The 18,134-nt window shown below is 42.6% G+C and carries 13 protein-coding genes, 4 pseudogenes and 1 riboswitch; of the genes and pseudogenes, 14 read left to right on the top strand and 3 right to left on the bottom strand.

Annotated elements, in window-relative coordinates; translation table 11 throughout:
• Positions 1-170 precede the first annotated feature (170 nt).
• The 6 genes and pseudogenes from N4T56_RS14805 (at position 171) to trxC (ending at position 6,072) form a co-directional block, all read left to right on the top strand.
• Positions 171-1,456, top strand: a pseudogene (locus N4T56_RS14805) (acetyl-CoA hydrolase/transferase family protein).
• Positions 1,457-1,947: 491 nt separating this feature from the next.
• Complete coding sequence (locus tag N4T56_RS14800) at positions 1,948-2,598, top strand: YitT family protein (protein WP_261733759.1); 651 nt, start codon at positions 1,948-1,950, stop codon at positions 2,596-2,598.
• Between the two features lie 193 nt (positions 2,599-2,791).
• Positions 2,792-3,328 (top strand): type II secretion system protein, encoded by a 537-nt coding sequence (locus N4T56_RS14795; protein ID WP_261733758.1) that lies wholly within the window; start codon positions 2,792-2,794, stop codon positions 3,326-3,328.
• Between the two features lie 224 nt (positions 3,329-3,552).
• Positions 3,553-4,530 carry a transposase gene (locus tag N4T56_RS14790; protein ID WP_261734842.1) on the top strand — a complete coding sequence of 326 codons (978 nt, stop codon included), beginning with the start codon at positions 3,553-3,555 and terminating at the stop codon, positions 4,528-4,530.
• A gap of 407 nt (positions 4,531-4,937) precedes the next feature.
• Positions 4,938-5,306, top strand: a complete 369-nt coding sequence (locus tag N4T56_RS14785; protein ID WP_261733757.1) for a PH domain-containing protein — start codon at positions 4,938-4,940, stop codon at positions 5,304-5,306.
• A 343-nt stretch (positions 5,307-5,649) separates the two neighbouring features.
• Positions 5,650-6,072 (top strand): thioredoxin TrxC, encoded by a 423-nt coding sequence (gene trxC, locus N4T56_RS14780; protein ID WP_261733756.1) that lies wholly within the window; start codon positions 5,650-5,652, stop codon positions 6,070-6,072.
• 166 nt (positions 6,073-6,238) lie between these two features.
• Here the strand turns inward: trxC and N4T56_RS14775 are convergent, their stop codons facing one another.
• Both N4T56_RS14775 and N4T56_RS14770 read right to left on the bottom strand, forming a co-directional pair.
• The gene (locus N4T56_RS14775; RefSeq protein WP_261733755.1) at positions 6,239-6,592 is read right to left on the bottom strand and encodes a hypothetical protein; all 354 of its coding nucleotides are present in this window, start codon (positions 6,590-6,592) and stop codon (positions 6,239-6,241) included.
• A 39-nt stretch (positions 6,593-6,631) separates the two neighbouring features.
• A complete protein-coding gene (locus tag N4T56_RS14770; protein ID WP_261733754.1) occupies positions 6,632-7,354 on the bottom strand; it encodes an outer membrane protein in 723 nt (240 codons plus the stop codon).
• A gap of 147 nt (positions 7,355-7,501) precedes the next feature.
• Between N4T56_RS14770 and N4T56_RS14765 the strand changes: the two genes are divergently transcribed.
• The 4 genes from N4T56_RS14765 (at position 7,502) to N4T56_RS14750 (ending at position 10,020) form a co-directional block, all read left to right on the top strand.
• Positions 7,502-8,383 (top strand): LysR family transcriptional regulator, encoded by an 882-nt coding sequence (locus tag N4T56_RS14765; protein WP_261733753.1) that lies wholly within the window; start codon positions 7,502-7,504, stop codon positions 8,381-8,383.
• A gap of 32 nt (positions 8,384-8,415) precedes the next feature.
• Entirely contained in the window at positions 8,416-8,736 is a 321-nt protein-coding gene (locus tag N4T56_RS14760; protein ID WP_315903090.1) for a DUF3465 domain-containing protein, read from the top strand.
• A gap of 70 nt (positions 8,737-8,806) precedes the next feature.
• Positions 8,807-9,562 carry a hypothetical protein gene (locus N4T56_RS14755; RefSeq protein WP_261733752.1) on the top strand — a complete coding sequence of 252 codons (756 nt, stop codon included), beginning with the start codon at positions 8,807-8,809 and terminating at the stop codon, positions 9,560-9,562.
• Positions 9,563-9,567: 5 nt separating this feature from the next.
• Positions 9,568-10,020 (top strand): DUF3465 domain-containing protein, encoded by a 453-nt coding sequence (locus tag N4T56_RS14750; RefSeq protein WP_261733751.1) that lies wholly within the window; start codon positions 9,568-9,570, stop codon positions 10,018-10,020.
• Between the two features lie 236 nt (positions 10,021-10,256).
• Here the strand turns inward: N4T56_RS14750 and metH are convergent.
• Positions 10,257-13,973, bottom strand: a pseudogene (gene metH, locus N4T56_RS14745) (methionine synthase).
• Between the two features lie 209 nt (positions 13,974-14,182).
• Here metH and N4T56_RS14740 point away from each other — a divergent pair.
• From N4T56_RS14740 to cobT, 4 genes and pseudogenes are all read left to right on the top strand, one after another.
• Positions 14,183-14,887: a histidine phosphatase family protein gene (locus N4T56_RS14740; RefSeq protein WP_261733750.1), complete on the top strand. Its 705-nt coding sequence runs from the start codon at positions 14,183-14,185 to the stop codon at positions 14,885-14,887.
• A riboswitch (cobalamin riboswitch) is annotated at positions 14,886-15,004 on the top strand. It overlaps the preceding gene by 2 nt.
• 79 nt (positions 15,005-15,083) lie before the next feature.
• A pseudogene (locus N4T56_RS14735) lies at positions 15,084-15,894 on the top strand (ABC transporter ATP-binding protein).
• Positions 15,887-16,974 (top strand): annotated as a pseudogene (locus N4T56_RS14730) (FecCD family ABC transporter permease). Before N4T56_RS14735 ends, N4T56_RS14730 begins: the two co-directional pseudogenes overlap by 8 nt.
• 12 nt (positions 16,975-16,986) lie before the next feature.
• Positions 16,987-18,126: a nicotinate-nucleotide--dimethylbenzimidazole phosphoribosyltransferase gene (cobT, locus tag N4T56_RS14725; protein WP_261733749.1), complete on the top strand. Its 1,140-nt coding sequence runs from the start codon at positions 16,987-16,989 to the stop codon at positions 18,124-18,126.
• Positions 18,127-18,134 lie beyond the last annotated feature (8 nt).

The following is an 18,134-nucleotide window of genomic DNA, read 5'->3' as shown; positions in this document are numbered from 1 at the left end:
TGTTGCGGTGAATCATCATTTGCTGCTTTGTGGCAGACCTCTCAAATAATTCATTTGATTGATATCATTCTCAACTGTTGTGATTAGCTTTGCGACTTTGCGCTAAAAACTATTAAATTTTGATGTTCCTCCTTACACTACAAGTAGCTTAATTACCTTGAGTTATATCGATGACACCCATTATTTGCCAAAGTGCGTTAGAAGCAGTTTCGTTAATTGAAAACTATGAAACCTTATGGACTCATTCTATAGAGCTACGCCAAAGGTTTTACTCGATGCGCTTGCGCACCACGCCGTCGCAAAGCAGGGGTTAACCTTGTTACAGTTGCATACTGAACGGGCTGAATCTCTGAGTGCCGCACATTTAAAACCGCATATCCGTCATCGTTGCTTTTTTGGTGGCGCGCCAACGCGTGAGCTTTTACAACAAGGTGATGCTGATTATGTACCGATTTTCTTATCTGAGGTACCTAAGTTATTTCGCTCAGGCGAGCAAAAAATTGATACGGCAATTATTCAAGTGTCGCCGCCTGATAAACACGGTATTTGTTCATTAGGGATTTCGGTTGAGGCTACACTCGCTGCATGCCAGGTGGCGGGAAAAATTATTGCCCACATCAATCCTATGATGCCCCGCACTCATGGTGATGGATTTATTCACTACAACAAGTTGGCTGCAGTTTTTGAGCAGAGTATGCCATTGCCGCAACATTTAATTGATTCGAGTGATGAAACCAGCCAAGCAATTGGTCAACATGTTGCTCAATTAGTGCGTGATGGTGACTGCTTACAAATGGGCATTGGTGCCATTCCTGATGCAGTGTTGTCGTGCTTAACACAGCATAAAAACTTAGGAGTTCACACAGAGCTGTTTTCAGACGGTGTGCTGAATCTCGTTGAGTTAGGGGTGATAAATAACAGCCTTAAAAAAGTACATCCAGGTAAAACCGTGACCGGTTTTGCACTCGGTAGCCAACGTCTTTACGATTTTGTTGATGACAATCCATCAGTGATCTTTATGGACATTGAACAAGTGAATGACACGGCAATTATTCGTAAAAATCCCAATGTCATGTCTATCAATTCTGCGCTACAAGTCGATATATCGGGTCAGGTTTGTGCCGATTCATTAGGCACAAAAATATACTCTGGCGTAGGCGGGCAAATGGATTTTATTCGTGGGGCTGGGCTGTCGGAAGGCGGTCGCTCTGTTATTGCTCTTCCTAGTACTGCTGTTAACGGCACTGTCTCACGGATTGCGACTGTGCTCTCTCCGGGGGCTGGCGTTGTGACTACTCGTGCCCATGTTCACTATATTGTTACCGAGTATGGTTGTGCATATTTACGCGCTAAATCGTTAAGAGAACGTGCCCGTGCACTAATTGATATTGCCCACCCTAAGTTTAGAGAGCAACTGTGCCAAGAAGCCTTTGAAGTTTGGCATCTTAGGGTTTAACTCTCGCTAATGGATATTGTTAGACTTGGCTTTGCGTTGGTTTATCTTGTTGTTTTTTTAGTTTTTTTGTAGCATATGGCTCTGCATTTTTATTGATGAAACTCATCAAGTTTATTGTTAGCTTTATTTGAATTATGTCATTTACAAGGTTGGTATATTGAGTCGTTGTTGATCTATCACGACAAATAATTTTACATTCATAGCGTATATCGCAATTCACATCCTAACTATGTGTTGAGGCATAGTTTTGCACTGATTATTACCTGATAAATAACATTTTCGTATCATTTTGTTTACTGCTGCGTATCGCGTGTAAAGTTTTGTGTACGACACTGGCTTGTTATTCATCATTTGTCTTGTTTTATTCACTGTTAAATCTACAGTGTTTCTGTAAACTGCGCGCCTTTAAGGTGTTGTGCTTATGCTCAGCACTAACCGTAAGCTTTGCGTTAATGCTATTAACACTTTGGTTAAAGAAGGATAAAAATACCATGCAATTTCCAACACACCGTTTTTACGAAGACATTATGGCTTTGTTTTGCGCAGGTGTAATGGTGTCTTTAGGCGTAACGCTTTATAGCAGTAATCAGCTGATTACTGGCGGCACGGCGGGTTTGGCACTGATTGGAATGCACTTAACATCGTTAAGTTTTGGTGTGTTATTTTTTATCGTTAACGTGCCATTTTATTATATTGCATGGATCAAGCTGTCAAAGCGTTTCACTATCAATACCTTCATTTCTGTATCGATTATTTCTGTTATGACAGATTATATGCCGCTATTTATTCATATCGATAATGTCCATCCTGTATTTGCTGCGACGGTAGGTGGAATGTTGATTGGGATAGGGATGCTGATTATGTTTAGGCATAAATCAAGCTTAGGCGGTTTAGGTATTTTGGCGTTGTATTTACAAAATAAGTATTCAATTCGCGCCGGTAATTTTGGCTTATTAATAGACACAATTATTTTAAGCTCATCGTTGTTGATGTTCCCGATAGAAGTGGTCCTACTGTCAGTGATGGGCGCCGCAATGCTCAATGTGTTGATTGCGATTAATCATAAACCTGGCCGTTATCAAGCTTATGTCGAACCTAAAAAGCCCAAAAACACCGTGATTTTTAACCCCGAAAAAGCGTAAATCAAACATCATATTCACTGTTATATTTAACTACTCTGTTACTTTGGTGCAATTACAGTCATTAGTTTATGTTACATTATGTGGTTTTTATTCATGATTTCAGGTGATTATGTGTAAAAATCGAATTAGAATAATTAATCTAATGATTTTATGGCTCATTAATCGTTAATGGGTATTGAGGGTGTATCACAGTATGAATAAATTGACAGCTCCACGCCAAACAGGATTTACACTGATTGAGTTGGTCGTGGTTATTATTATATTAGGTCTTTTGGCTGTTGTAGCTGCGCCTAAGTTTATCAATTTAAAGACTGATGCCCACATATCAGCGATTAATGGGGCTGTTGGGTCAATTAAAAGCGCTGTGACATTATTTAAAACTAAAACCTTAACGTCTGGCAGTGCGATGACTGACACGGTTGAGTTTTCTGGTGTGAAAGGCAGTAATTACCAACCTTGGGCTGCTGCTGCGAATACCAGTGGCAGTGGTTTTAATTCGGGCTACACCACGTCATCTGAAATTTTTGAGGCCGCAGGCCTGGACATGGATGAATGGTCGTATCGAATTTATGTATCAAGCAGCAGTTATGCCGTAGTCGCTGCCCCTAAGTCGGCACTTGATGTTGCACAGCCCACCTCAACTGATGTTATCGCAACCAGTTGTTATTTCCAATACCACTGGAAGAGTGCAGGTGAACCTGAGATTACAACCGTCACCACAGGTTGTTAACCTTTCCCTTTTTATAACCTACGGCCATGAAGGCCGTAGCGCTTATCACATAAAAATAAGAGGAAACCATGTTAATTTCCTCTTAAGCATACTTCTCCCAAACATGGCCACCCAAGATTTTTGGCAGCATACTTCTCCCAAAGATAGCCACCCAAGATTTCTGGCGAATATTTAATCGTTAGTCTAGTCTTTAAGTATCCTTATATACTTGTAGGTAATGAATGATGGCCAGGCTCAGACAAACTATCGTGAGCTTAGAAGATACACCTTATTATCACTGCTGTTCGCGTGTAGTCCGTAAAGCCTTTTTGTGTGGTATTGATCATGTGACAGGCGAGAACTTTGAGCATCGACGCGAGTGGGTCGATTCACGCATTCTTGAGTTGGCGACCATCTTTGCTATTGATATTTGTGCATACGCTGTGATGAGTAACCATTTGCATGTGGTGCTAAAGGTCGACCCAGATAAAGTAAGACAATGGTCAGATAAAGAGGTGCTGATTCAGTGGCACAAAGGCTTTAAGGGTACATTGCTAACTCAAAAGTATCTTAAAGGTGAAGACCTTAACCAATTTGAACTTCAAACAGTTGATGAGTGCATTACAGAATATCGTAAACGTTTAATTGATATTAGCTGGTTTATGCGCTCCCTCAGTGAACCAATAGCAAGAATGGCCAATAAAGAAGATAAATGTACTGGTCGTTTCTGGGAAGGAAGATTCAAGTCTCAAGCATTACTCGATGAGGCCGCAGTATTAGCTTGTATGGCTTATGTCGATTTAAACCCCATCCGCGCTAATGTGGCTGCTACTCCTGAAACTTCTGATTACACCAGCATTCAACGCCGAATAGCTTCAGCGATAAAAGGTGAGCAACCAACCGAATTATTACCCTTTATTGGTAATGAACATTTAAACATGACTAATGGGCTAAAGTTCAGTGTCAAAGACTACATCAAACTGGTTGATGACACTGGCAGAATTATACGAGAAGATAAGCATGGCGCGATAAGTTCAAGTAGCCAAGATATCTTAAATAGACTCAATATTCCCGCTGATAATTGGCTTAAAATCACTACTGAATTTGGTATTTTATTCAAAGGTGCCGTAGGTGCATTACCCGCATTAACTGAATATTGCGAGCATTTAGAGCGAAAACGACGACAAGGAGCTTCAAACTGCCAGCGCTGGCTGTGTGCTTAAGCTCTAGTATCATTCCTGAGAATATCTCATCTGATACTTGATCAATATCAAGTCCTTCTGCTGTGAAGTGTTTAACCAAATATCTGATTTTGTAAATGTTAAGTGATCCGCAGTGAATAATTTTGCTGATTTTGTTTGTTGAGAAAAGAATAACCAATGTTGGTAACTCAAATCAAAAGGCGTTATGTTGTTAGATATAATTATGGGTGGCATTTTTAAAAGAGTTATTCAGTTATTTCTCATGATTTAATCATGGGTGGCATGATTGAAGTTTCATGATTTAATCATGGGTGGCATGATTGAAGAGATATTTTGAAAATATTATTTAAGTTTTTGTATAAAAAGATGTGTCTGCGTCAGAAATTTAATCAGTTAAATGCGGGCTTTAAATATAAAAAGGATGTTTTATGATAGATTTTAATAATAAAGGCTTTTTTAAGCTTAAGCAAAACCCTGACTTTGCTGAAAAAGTGGCAGAGTTGCTTTTAGATGATGAGCGAATAGTCGACGCTTATAAAACGATGCGTGATGGGGTGGTGTTTACTAATAAGCGTATTATCGCGGTGAATGTTCAAGGTATTACGGGCAGTAAAAAAGATTTTACCTCTTTGCCTTACAAAAATATTGTGGCTTATTCTATCGAAACGTCAGGCACTTTTGATCTTGATTCTGAATTAGAAATCTACTTCTCGGCCATCGGCAAGGTAAAATTTGAGTTCACGGGTAAGTCTTCAATGTTGGAAATATCAAAGATAATTTCGAGTCATTTATTATAAGTGCCATGTGTTGCGACCATGATAGACGCATAGTGCTTCAACAAATCGCGGCTGTTCAATTTTCAGAGTAATAGACGTTTTTGGTTGCAAGTGGCGTGTAATCAGCACAACAATGTGATCATTCTTACTGGTTAAAATCGCTTATAGCGTCGTTAGAAATTTTGAAGTCAGAACAGCTAGCTAGATTCAGTTTTTTCCGTACTCTAAGCGATTTTTCCTACACAATTTCTGATCACTTATTTATCCTGATTGGTATCATAAAAATAGCATCGATTATTCGATTAACACACCAACAAGGTTTATGATTTATTCGTCTCAATAATGAAGTTGATGAGGTCATATCATGATAATAGCTTGCCCACATTGCGATACCCTAAATCGCGTCCCTGATGAACGTCTTGAGCAACAACCAACCTGTGGTCATTGTAAAAAGCCTGTGTTTGTAGGTGAGCCCATAGAGCTAACCGCGGCGAACTTTGCCCACCATGCTAATAAGTCTGAATTACCACTGGTGGTGGACTTTTGGGCCAGTTGGTGTGATCTGTGTAAAAGCTTTGCGCCGGTGTTTACTCAAGCCGCTAAAAAGTGGGAGCCACAATTCCGCTTTGGTAAGCTTAATACCGAAGAGCAACAAGCTTTAGCGGCTCAATTTAATATTCGATCTATCCCAACCTTAATGGTATTTAAACAAGGCAAAGTGATTGCGCAGCAATCTGGCGCTATGCCTGCTTCGTCATTTGATCAGTGGTTAGCATCAGTAAAATAAATTGACTGAAAAGAGCGATTAGCTGTGTATTGCTTAAATGGGCTGGGTTTATTCGAAAATATGTTCGCTTAATTTCTTTGATACGACCTTTTGTCTATCAAACAATAAAACGCCATGATGTTATTTCACATTATGGCGTTTTATTTTGTAAATATTAGCAGCTAAATTACTTGGTATAGCGTTTCATGTTCATGGTTGAAGCATCAATATGCGCCATAAAATCGCTTGCGGCTTTCGCTGTCATAAAGCTATTCATCGATGCATCGGCGTTTTCTACACTATCCCAGTGGACGATAACTAACCATTCACCTTCAGAACCTTTGGCTGTTTCTCTTGATAAAAACCCCGCCTGTTTGGAAACGTGTTCTGTTTCAACCGCTTTGTCTAATGGTGAGAATTGTTGGTAAGTCACGCCATCTTTTAGTTTAAAGGTAGCAACTTCAATAACTTCTGCAAAAGATAATGTTGGGATAGCAGCCAATAGTGAAAGGCTTAATACAATTTTAGCGAGTTTTGTCATGATAATATCTCTTTAAGTATTAATTGATTTAGCAAATGTTTAAAGTGAAACACGCAGGCCGAACATCACTTCGTGGGCAGAGGCGTTATCGATATTAAAACCGTCGGTAAAAGAGTCTTGCCCTGTGCTTACGTCACCAAATATAGCGTATTGGTATTCACCATAAACTGACACGGTTTTACTGATGGCGTAATTAGCACCTAAGCCGACATTCCATGAAAACTCGGTTGAATCCTCATCGCTATAAGCATCATAGTAACCATCTACATTGCCATCAAACGGGTCAAACGCGGCAACTCCGGCACCTCCAAGTCTTGCTGAAAAGCGATTAAAGGCGACACCGACACCCGTTTTAATATATGGGGTAAATGCAGTGCTGTTTGCAAAGTCATAAAAGGCTTCTAACGTCAGTGTTGTTGTTTCTATGTTACCGTCTACAAGATATTCTTCGCCGTTACGGGCACCGGTACCTAATTTTGTATCGTTGAAGCTTGCATCACGATAGCTCAGGCGGCTTTCAATTCGATATTGTTCGTTAAAAGCATAACCAAATCCGATCCCACCCACAGCGCTGTCGCTGGCATCGAACTCCCCAGGGAAGTCACTGTCAGCTGCAATGTTGTTACCATAAGGTGTCACGTCATTTGCCTGCTGACTGTAGCCTAATTGAGCGGTAGCATAAAAACCTTGTGCATTAGCTAATGATGGCAATACCAATGCTGTGGCGATACATAATGCAATTGTTGCGCTGCGAGTGTTCATATAAACCTTCTGTATTGTGTGCAGGTAATTGAAGTTTTGTTGTTATCAACCAAATGTTCTTTGTTGAATATAACGCTAACTATACTTGCTTCTAATTGATGGTAATATATGTAGTAATTTGACTTTATAGTTCCTGAATTCAGAATAATGATAAATCACTTACGCCATATGTCAGTATTTGCCAAGGTGGTTGATGAAGGGTCATTTAGGGCTGCTGCCAAAGCACTGGGTTTAGCTCCCTCTCGAGTCAGCCAGACGGTATCAGATCTTGAGCAATATCTTGGCGTAAGCTTGCTAAACCGAACCACCAGAAAGCTATTTTTGACGAATGAAGGCCGTAAGTTATATGTTCATGCGGCTGAAATAACCCGCAGTGCTGAAGCCGGTATAAATGAGTTAAATGGCTATTCGCAACAGCCTATTGGTTCGTTAAAAGTATCCATGCCTGCGTTTTTAACTTCATCGGCCATTTCGGGCGCCATTGCTCAATTTTCACTGCAATATCCTACTGTTACGTTGTCGTTACATTACACAGATCAGGTCGTCGATATTCTGAATGAAGAAATCGACCTGAGTATTCGAGTCGGTTGGTTAAAAGACAGTACGTTGATGTGCCGTAAATTAGGTGAAAGTCAGCGTTTGTTGGTGGCAGCGCCCAAATATGTGATGTCGCATCCTGTACCTAAGCATCCTACTGACTTAAAAGACTGGAACTGGATCCGTTTTAGTATGCGCGCGAGTACTGTCGATTTTACCTCGAAAACAGGTGAAGAAGTGAGTGTGACTGAAACGTCAAATATCAGCGTAAACAGTGCCGATGCATTGTGGTATTTTGCCCGGCAAAACCTCGGTTTAACGATTTTGCCTGAACCTGTTGCAAGAGAGCAGATTAAAACGGGTGAATTGGTGCATGTTTTACCTGAGTGGCAGCTTAAGCCGCTTGGATATTATGCCGTTTGGCCAGATAAATCTCGCCGGGAAACGCTGACATTATTATTGGTGCGATTTTTAGCAGAGCAGAGTTTGTAATGTTAGGTTAAACTAAAGCATTATAATAATGGATTGATAATTATGGAAAAATACTGCTCATTGGCTTACTCAGCATCGCGATATTTGGCTATTTAGATAACAACCTTCCAACCACACAAATAGTACAAAACGTTTTCGCGGCTGATACTGTTGCCAGTGCCAGTAATCGCGCCTTACAAAATGCCATTGATAACCGACAAAGTAATGTTCAAGTGGCGGGTTCTGGTAATGTGATAAAAGTACTGTCAGATGATCTTAAAGGCAGTCGTCACAAGCGGTTTATTTTAAAAATTGCCAATGGTGGCACTTTACTCGTTGCCCATAATATTAATAACCGAACGGGTTATTTTTAATGTTTATCAATTTACGCAAAAGCAGTTTTTCGTGATAATTTATTTTATTCAACATCATAATGGAATATGAATGCGTAATTTACTCGTTGTTTTACTTTTCACCTTAGCTGGATGTGCAAGCCAGCCTGAACCTTTCAGTGTGGTGATAGATCCACTCTCAGCAAACACAATTGTTTATAGTGGCGAAATCACCGCTGATAATGTCGCCTCTTTTGAACAGCTTATAACTAACAGCCCAACAAAAATAGAATCGCTGATCATCAATAGTGGTGGCGGTGAAGTATTCGCAGGCATTCGATTTGGTGAACTGGTATATCAATACGAGTTAAAGGTGATAGTAGACAAAGTCTGCGCATCATCTTGTGCTAATTATATTGCTACTGCCAGTAATGATGTTACGGTCAAACAAGGTGGCCTATTAGGTTGGCATGGCGGTGCATTGCAGCCACTCTACTTATCTTTACAGCAATCCAAAAATCAAGTTGATAAATCTAACATAAAAGATGAACAATTTATTGCGAAATGGCGTCAAGCTGAACTCGACTTTTTCAACAAGGTAAAGGTGAATCAGATTGTGACGGTGATAGGCATGATGCCGGGGTTACACGATAAAAGAGACGCGCAGTTATTTAGTTATGATCAGAAAACCTTAAAGCGATTAGGCTTACACATTGCCTATGAAGGTGAGCAAGCAACCCATTCAAGTTCTGGTGAGTATGTAGTGCAAATTTTTAGTTTATCGCCTGAGGTATTAGACTTGTTGTTAATTCAACATAGTAAGATTTTAGAACAAGAAAAACTTGGCTTGTTATCACAAGGGATTTGATAATTATGAAAAAAATACTGCTCATTGGCTTACTCGGCATCGCGTTATTTGGCTATTTAGACAAAAACGCTCAAACCACTCAAATAGTACAAAACGTTTTCGCAGCTGATACCGTTGCCAGTGCCAGTAATAGCGCCTTACAAAGTGCCATTGATAATCGACAAAGTAATGTTCAAGTGGCGGGTTCTGGTAATGTGATAAAAGTACTGTCAGATGATCTTAAAGGCAGTCGTCATCAGCGGTTTATTTTAAAAATTGTCAATGGTGGCACTTTACTCGTTGCCCATAATATCGATTTAGCCCCACGCATAAATGGCCTTAATGTTGGCGATACCGTCGAGTTTTATGGTGTGTATGAGTTTAATAATAAAGGCGGTGTTATTCATTGGACTCACCACGATCCTCGCGGGCAGCATATCGGTGGATGGCTGAAGCACAATGGCAGCACCTATCAATAAGCTATTGGGGTGTGGGAGTTCTGTCTGTCGGGAATGTTAAATAATGCCTGCAAAAAAGACGAGTAAGTGGATTGGCTGATAAATCATCTTAATGATGCGTTAAATGCATCATCAAGATGATAGGTGAATCAAAGTTTATTCAGGCTCACCCTTTATTCAGGCTCATTCTTTACTCAAGATCACTTTCAACAAAGAGTCACTCTTTACTCGGCTCACGCTTTACTCAGGATCACTCTTTACTCAGGGTCATAGTCAAGCACTGGCGCTAGCCACTTCTCTGCTTCTGCTAAGCTCATGCCTTTACGCTTAGCGTAATCCTCTACCTGATCTTTACCAATATTTGTCACGCCAAAATAGCGTGATTTAGGGTGGGCAAAATACCAGCCAGAAACCGCTGCAGTTGGATACATGGCAAAGCTTTCGGTGATGTTCAAATCGATGGTTTCATCGGGTTTGAGTAAATCCCATAACAAGCCTTTTTCTGTGTGGTCTGGGCATGCTGGGTAACCCGGTGCTGGGCGAATACCTTTATAACGTTCACGAATTAACGCTTCGTTGTCTAAGACTTCATCGGCGGCGTATCCCCAAAACTCTTTACGAACACGCTCGTGCATGCGCTCGGCAAAGGCTTCGGCTAAACGGTCGGCTAAACACTTGAGCATAATGGCATTGTAGTCGTCGTGATTGGCTTCAAAGCGCGCTATGTGCTCGTCAATACCATGGCCTGCGGTTACCGCAAAGCCGCCCATGTAATCGGCGACGCCTGAGTCTTTTGGCGCAACAAAGTCTGCAAGACAAAAGTTGTCGTTACCCACACGCTCAAGCTGCATGCGTAAATGATGAGTCGTCATTTCAACTGTGGTGCGGCTTTCGTCGGTATACAGCTCAATGTCGTCATGATTCACTGTATTGGCAGGAAATAGTCCAATCACGCCTTTGGCGGTTAACCATTTCTCTTTGATGATGGTGTCTAGCATGGCTTTGCCGTCGGAAAACAGTTTGCGTGCTTCTTCGCCCACGACGTTGTCGTTTAAAATTTCAGGATAATGGCCGTGTAACTCCCAGCTTCTAAAGAAGGGGATCCAGTCGATGCGCTCCACTAGATCTTCTAACGGATAGTCATCAAACACCTGACGCCCAAGTACATTTGGCGTAAATGGGGTGTAGTTTTCCCAGTCGTGTTTGCAACGGTTTTCACGAGCGGCTTCAATTGACACGATGGTTTTACGTTTGGTTTGCGACAGGCGTTTTTCACGCATAATGTCGTATTCAGCGTAGGTTTCGTCAATGGTGGCTTGGCGAGTTTCATTGTTAACTAACTTTGACACCATAGGCACAGCGCGCGAAGCATCGGCAATGTAAATGGCACCGTGTGGGTAATGTGGGGCAATTTTCACTGCGGTATGAATTTTAGAGCAGGTTGCACCGCCAATAATGGCTGGAATGGTTAAGCCTTCGCGGTGGAAGGTTTTCACGTTGTGCACCATTTCATCTAGGCTTGGGGTAATCAATCCAGACATACCAATAATGTCGATATTGTGCTCTTTTACCGCCTCGAGAATTTTCTCAACCGACACCATCACACCTAAGTCGAATACTTCAAAACCATTACACGCCAGCACAACGCCAACAATGTTTTTGCCAATATCGTGTACGTCGCCTTTTACGGTAACCATCAAGATTTTACCGTTCGATTGGCCTTCAACTTTTTCAAGTTCGATATACGGGTTTAAATAGGCGACAGCTTTTTTCATTACCCGGGCTGATTTGACCACTTGCGGTAAGAACATTTTGCCGGCGCCAAATAAGTCTCCAACCACGTTCATGCCATCCATTAATGCTACCTTCAATCACATCAAGTGGGCGGGTGGCTTCAAGACGCGCAGCTTCGGTGTCTTCGTCGATAAATTCGGTAATGCCTTTAACCAGCGCATGAGACAGGCGCTCATTAACGGCCAACTGCGCCATGCCAAGTCTTCTTTTTTGGCCACTTGGGTGCCGTCACCGCGGTATTGTTCGGCAATGTCGAGCAACTGCTCTGTGTTGCTTGAGTCGGCCACTGGGCAAGGCAGATTAAGGACCACGTTTTCGACTTTGTCTTTTAGCTCTTTATCGATGTCATCGTAAATGGCTAATTGGCCGGCGTTAACAATCCCCATGTCCATACCTGCTTGAATTGCATGGTATAAAAACACTGCGTGAATGGCTTCACGTACAGGGTTGTTGCCACGGAACGAGAATGACACGTTTGACACACCGCCTGAAATCATTGCATGTGGCAGAGTGGCTTTGATGTCTTTGATGGACTCGATAAAGTCGACTGCATAGTTATCATGCTCATCAATACCGGTGGCAATAGCAAAAATGTTCGGATCGAAAATAATGTCTTCTGGCGCAAAACCGACTACATCGACTAATAAGCGATAGGCGCGGGTACAAATGTCGGTTTTACGGGCGCGAGTGTCAGCCTGGCCTTGCTCGTCAAACGCCATCACAATCGCCGCAGCGCCATAGCGTTTCACTAATGTAGCTTGTTTAATAAAGGCTTCTTCGCCTTCTTTCATCGAAATTGAGTTAACAATCGACTTGCCTTGCACGCATTTAAGGCCAGCTTCAATGACGTCCCATTTAGATGAGTCGATCATAATCGGCACGCGAGAAATATCTGGCTCAGAGGCGATTAAGTTTAAAAACTTGGTCATCGACGCGGCGCCGTCGAGCATGCCTTCGTCCATATTGACGTCGATGATTTGCGCGCCGTTTTCAACTTGCTCTCGCACTACATCGAGTGCTTCTTCAAACTTTTCTTCTTTAATTAAGCGTAAAAATTTAGCAGAGCCGGTGACGTTGGCGCGCTCGCCGACGTTCACAAATAATGAGTTTTGATCAATGGTTAATGGCTCTAATCCCGATAAACGACAAGCAACGGGGATCTCCGGTAACGTACGCGGTGCATGGCGTAATACTGCTTCACGGATGGCACTAATGTGCGTTGGCGTGCTGCCACAACAGCCGCCGACAATATTAAGCATGCCTTCTTCTGCCCATTGAATAATGACCTCGGCCATTTCTTCTGGGGTTTCATCATAACCACCAAACTCATTAGGTAAGCCCGCATTAGGGTGGGCAGACACATAACATTCGGCAATACGTGATAACTCTTCTACATAAGGGCGCAGCTCTTTTGACTCAAGGGCGCAGTTAAGGCCAATCGATAACGGCTTAATATGACGCAGTGAGTTGTAAAAGGCTTCGGTTGTTTGGCCGGTTAATGTACGGCCTGATGCGTCGGTAATGGTACCCGAGATCATCACTGGTAAACGTTCGCCAATTTGATCAAATACGGTTTCAATGGCAAATAAAGCGGCTTTGGCGTTTAAAGTATCAAATATGGTTTCGACCATAATGATGTCGGCGCCACCTTCTATTAATGCGCTGGTTGATTCAACGTAGGCTTCCACTAATTGATCAAAGCTAATATTACGAAAGCCTGGGTCGTTTACATCTGGGCTGATTGAACAGGTGCGGTTAGTGGGGCCTAGTACCCCTGCAACATAGCGTGGGTTACCGGTTTGTGCGGCCACTTCGTCAGCTGCTTGGCGAGCGATGCGGGCACCTTCACGGTTAATTTCGGCAGACAAGGCTTGCATGTCGTAATCGGCCATGGCGATGGTGGTGGCATTAAAGGTGTTGGTTTCAATAATGTCGGCACCGCCGAGCAAGTATTTAACATGAATAGCTTTAATAAGCTCGGGTTGGCTGAGTACCAATAAGTCATTGTTACCTTTAACATCGCAATGCCAATCTTTAAAGCGTTCACCGCGATAATCTTCTTCTTGCAACTTATGATTTTGGATCATGGTGCCCATCGCACCGTCTAAAATCACAATACGCTCTGCTAATAATGCGTTAAGTTGTTCAAGTGTTTGACTGTGAGAAGTCGACTTCGCCATAAACGGTTACCTTTTTATCACTATGTTGCTTGATACCTTGATTGAGATAAGCATACCCTTAAATAGATGGAAAAGGGCGATATCCTGATTTTACAAGGCAAAGAGTCTGTTCTGAATGATGACTTAAAAACTTCATTTAGACATATAAACGTATAGACGGCTATAATACGCGAGTTTTTATTCAAAGGGCAAGGCTGAGGTGGCATTAAATGAAACAAGCCAGAATTGTATTTTTGCGTCACGGTGAGTGTGAAGGTGGTGAAATCGCCCGTGGCCAAATAGATGTGGCATTAACAGAGCAGGGTCGAGAGAAAATGCACCAAGCTGTTAGCTGTGTGCCATTGCCTTTGAAGCAGATTTTTAGCTCTCCTTTAGTGCGCTGCCAAAGTTTTGCGACTAGCATTGCTCAACAATTAAATTTGCCACTCACTGTATTGCCCGCATTGCAAGAGGTTAACTTTGGCATATGGGACGGCCAAACCTATGACGCCATTTATCAAGCCAACCCAAGCCAATTTGATGCGTACTGGCAAGACCCATGGCAAGTAGACAATACGCCTGAAAATGGTGAGAGTTTGGTGGATTTTTATCAAAGAGTGCAGCAAGGTTTTATGGCTGTGGTCGACAGCATGTGGCACTCGCTAAATGCAACAGATGAGCCTGAAGCAAATAACCCGCAAGCCCTAGTGGTCACTCATGGCGGGGTAATGCGCTGCATTATGGCTTATGTACTTAAAAGCAGCCAAAACAATGGATTATTCGCTAACCTTGCTATCCCCTATGCTGCTATTATGTCTGTTGATGTGTACTGGGATGTCCCAAGCGATGACGTTACATCTCTTGTAGATAACCAAACACATCAAGCTAAAGCAACCTTTAGGTTAAATTGGCCGCAAATTTTGGAAACTCGTTAATCATTATGTAATTTAAGGTATTGGGAATTGGGATAAGCCCAAACTGTACCCGCAACTGTAGATATTCAATAGCCTATTGAATATAAGTCAGATACCAGCTTTGAATTGCCTCAATATCTATACCTAAGCGGGTGACTTAGGGGAGTTATTATGTTGATCTTTAGTAGCACTTTTTGGGCATGTCGAGGTGTAAACCATGCCTGAGTCGGTATTAGATGTTGAACATCTTTTTTGGCAAGTTGGTGGTAAAACCATTCTTGCAGATATTCATTTCAGTTTACCTAAAGGGCAAATGTTAGGGTTAATTGTACTCTAATGGTGCCGGTAAATCTAGCCTCTTGCGCTGTTTGTATCGTTATATTGAACCTAGCGGCGGCAATATTACGCTATTTTCTAAACATATTAGCGATTATTCGGCTAAGGCGTTAGCGCGCACCGTAGCGGTGGTGCAGCAAGACACACCGCATTATTTTGACCTGACTACAGAGCAATTAGTGAGCATGGGGTTAACCCCGCATAAAGGCTTATTTGACTCAACAACTCAGCGTGACCGTGAGCTCATTGACACGGCGTTAACTAAAGTGGGTCTAAGTCAGCATGCCCAACAGCCTTACGAGCAATTGTCTGGTGGCGAAAAACAACGGGCACTCATTGCCCGCGCAATTGTGCAGCAACCGCAAATCCTTATATTAGACGAACCCACAAATCACTTAGACATTCGTTATCAAATTCAAATTTTAGAATTGGTGGCCTCGCTTGGGATAAGCGTCATCGCCTCTATCCACGACTTAAATTTAGCCAGTGCCATGTGTGACAAATTACTGTTACTTGATCAAGGTAAGCTTATCGCCAAAGGCAATCCAAGTTCGGTACTTAGCGAACGGCAAATCAGCGATGTATTTGGCGTGTGCTGCGAGGTTAATCAACATCCCCAGCATGGTAAGCCGTTGATCAGTTATTTTTATGGTTATCAAAGTAATAATAAAGTGAGCCAACACAATGATTAATGCTACTCATACTCGCTATTACAGTGTGTTAGCTTTGATTGTGCTAGCAACCATAGTGACCCCGTTTTTTGCCGCCAGTTTTGGTGCTGCCAATATTATGCTGTCTGATGTATTGGGTGTTTTGACATCGTTTATCAGTGGTCATAACGATGCAAGCTATAGCGCAAATTTAAGCCAGCGGATTATTTTAGAGCTGCGTTTACCGCGGATTTTGTTGGCGTTTGTGGCCGGTGCAGGCTTATCTCTGGCTGGGAGTGTGTTGCAAACCGTGACCCGAAATCCGCTTGCAGACCCGTATTTATTTGGTATTAGCTCTGGTGCATCATTTGGAGCAGTTGTGGTGATTTCGCTATTCAGTCAAACGGGGATTTTTGCCCAGCTGTTTGGCGGTGCGCTGGTGGTATCGTCACTTGGTCACCAACCCTGGTGATCCTGGTCGATGCTCAGTTTACCTGTTGGAGCTTTTATTGGTGCCAGTTTATCTGTGCTATTAGTGGTGGTGTTATCTGGTATTGGCCGCACAAGTCAGGTTGAGCGCATGTTGTTATCTGGGGTGGCAACCTCATTTTTATTTGGCGCGTTAACCAGTTTGTTGTTGTATTTTTCCAGTCCGCAAGCGGCTGCGTCGGTATTATTTTGGAGCTTAGGCAGTTTTGCAAAAGCCAGTTGGCCCAGTTATGGCTCCCTACAGTAACTGTTGGCGCAAGCTTACTGATTATGTTGGCTTTTAAGCGACAAATTATGGCGCTACAAGCGGGTGATGAGAGCGCGCATACCCTAGGGGTTAATGTTGCCAAACTTAGGCTAAGCATGTTGTTATTGTGCTCATTAATTACCGCAATGCTGGTGGCCAGTTGTGGCGGTATTGGTTTTGTGGGGTTAATGATCCCCCATACTGTTAGGTTGTTGTTTTCTGGGCGTCAGCCGATGATCTTAACAGCGGTGTTAGGTGGCTTATTTATGGTATGGATTGATGTTGTTGCCCGTTGTTTATTAACAAATCAAGAAGTACCAGTTGGCATTATTACGGCAGCACTTGGCAGTGTGTTCTTTTTGTTTATTTTGCGTCATCGTCGATAAAAGGGTTGAGAATTGAACCAACAATCTATTGCACAATCGTTATTTTCTGTTACCGCGGCGAGTCGCCAATATGATGACGCCATAGAGCACAAAATTAACCAAAAAACCAAACCTCTCGGTGCGTTAGGGCAGCTTGAGTCTTTAGCGAAGCAAATCGCTAGGGTGCAATACAGCCGTGAAAGTGAATTGAGTCACATTTTACTTAATCGCACAGAATCAGCGGTCACTGAATCGAGCCAGAGTTCGACCCATTTACCGTTATATATTAACAAGCCCACCATGCTGGTGTTTGCTGCCGACCACGGTATTGCGGCTTATGGTGTGTCAATTGCGCCGAGCGAAGTGACCACCCAAATGGTGCATAACTTTATTTATGGTGGCGCGGCAATTAATGTGTTTTGTCGTCAGGTCGGTTTTGCACTAGAAGTCATCGATTGCGGTATTTTACAACCATTAGCCACTGATTCAGGTGTGGTTAATCAACGCTTGGGCGAGGGTACCCAAGCCATGCATTTGCAACCTGCGATGTCGTTAGCTCAAGTCCGTCAGGGGTTTGAATTTGCAAAACTGTTGGTCAAAAGGCATGTCGATAATGGCACCAGCATGATTGCCTTAGGTGAAATGGGCATTGGCAATACCAGTGCGGCAGCGGCGTTGATGGCGGCAGTGCTTAATCTTGATGTTGATCTATGTGTAGGGCGTGGTACAGGCATTGATGATGCGACATTAACAAAAAAAGTCACATTAATTAATCAGGCAATCGATTTACATCGTAATGAATTTACGTCAATTGAGTCGATTTTAGCTCACTTGGGCGGTTTTGAAATTGTGCAAATGACCGGTGCAATTTTGGCGGCGGCAGAGCAAAAAATATTAGTGGTGATAGATGGTTTTATCGCTACTGCTGCAGCATTAGTTGCGCTAAAATTAGCGCCACAATCACACGATTATTTAGTGTTTGCTCATGAGTCGCACGAGCAAGGGCATCAATTAATGCTACAAGCATTACAGGCCACACCATTGTTATCGTTGGGATTAAGATTAGGAGAGGGAACTGGCGCTGCGTTGGCCTTACCGCTCATTCAAGGGGCTGTAAATTTCTACAATCAAATGGCCAGTTTCGATGATGCTGGCGTTAATAATGTGGTTTAAAGGGGCAA

This window comes from Shewanella phaeophyticola, assembly GCF_025398315.1.
Lineage (GTDB): Bacteria > Pseudomonadota > Gammaproteobacteria > Enterobacterales > Shewanellaceae > Shewanella > Shewanella phaeophyticola.
Note: the sequence above shows the minus strand (reverse complement) of the source record. Positions and strands in the feature narration are given on the sequence as shown.

Coding starts and splice junctions, on each gene's coding strand:
- N4T56_RS14770 (WP_261733754.1), bottom strand. CDS start 7,354: ATGAACACTCGCAGCGCAACAATTGCATTATGTATCGCCACAGCATTG.
- N4T56_RS14800 (WP_261733759.1), top strand. CDS start 1,948: ATGCAATTTCCAACACACCGTTTTTACGAAGACATTATGGCTTTGTTT.
- N4T56_RS14755 (WP_261733752.1), top strand. CDS start 8,807: ATGCGTAATTTACTCGTTGTTTTACTTTTCACCTTAGCTGGATGTGCA.
- N4T56_RS14795 (WP_261733758.1), top strand. CDS start 2,792: ATGAATAAATTGACAGCTCCACGCCAAACAGGATTTACACTGATTGAG.
- N4T56_RS14750 (WP_261733751.1), top strand. CDS start 9,568: ATGAAAAAAATACTGCTCATTGGCTTACTCGGCATCGCGTTATTTGGC.
- N4T56_RS14785 (WP_261733757.1), top strand. CDS start 4,938: ATGATAGATTTTAATAATAAAGGCTTTTTTAAGCTTAAGCAAAACCCT.
- N4T56_RS14740 (WP_261733750.1), top strand. CDS start 14,183: ATGAAACAAGCCAGAATTGTATTTTTGCGTCACGGTGAGTGTGAAGGT.
- trxC (WP_261733756.1), top strand. CDS start 5,650: ATGATAATAGCTTGCCCACATTGCGATACCCTAAATCGCGTCCCTGAT.
- N4T56_RS14775 (WP_261733755.1), bottom strand. CDS start 6,592: ATGACAAAACTCGCTAAAATTGTATTAAGCCTTTCACTATTGGCTGCT.
- N4T56_RS14790 (WP_261734842.1), top strand. CDS start 3,553: ATGGCCAGGCTCAGACAAACTATCGTGAGCTTAGAAGATACACCTTAT.
- N4T56_RS14765 (WP_261733753.1), top strand. CDS start 7,502: ATGATAAATCACTTACGCCATATGTCAGTATTTGCCAAGGTGGTTGAT.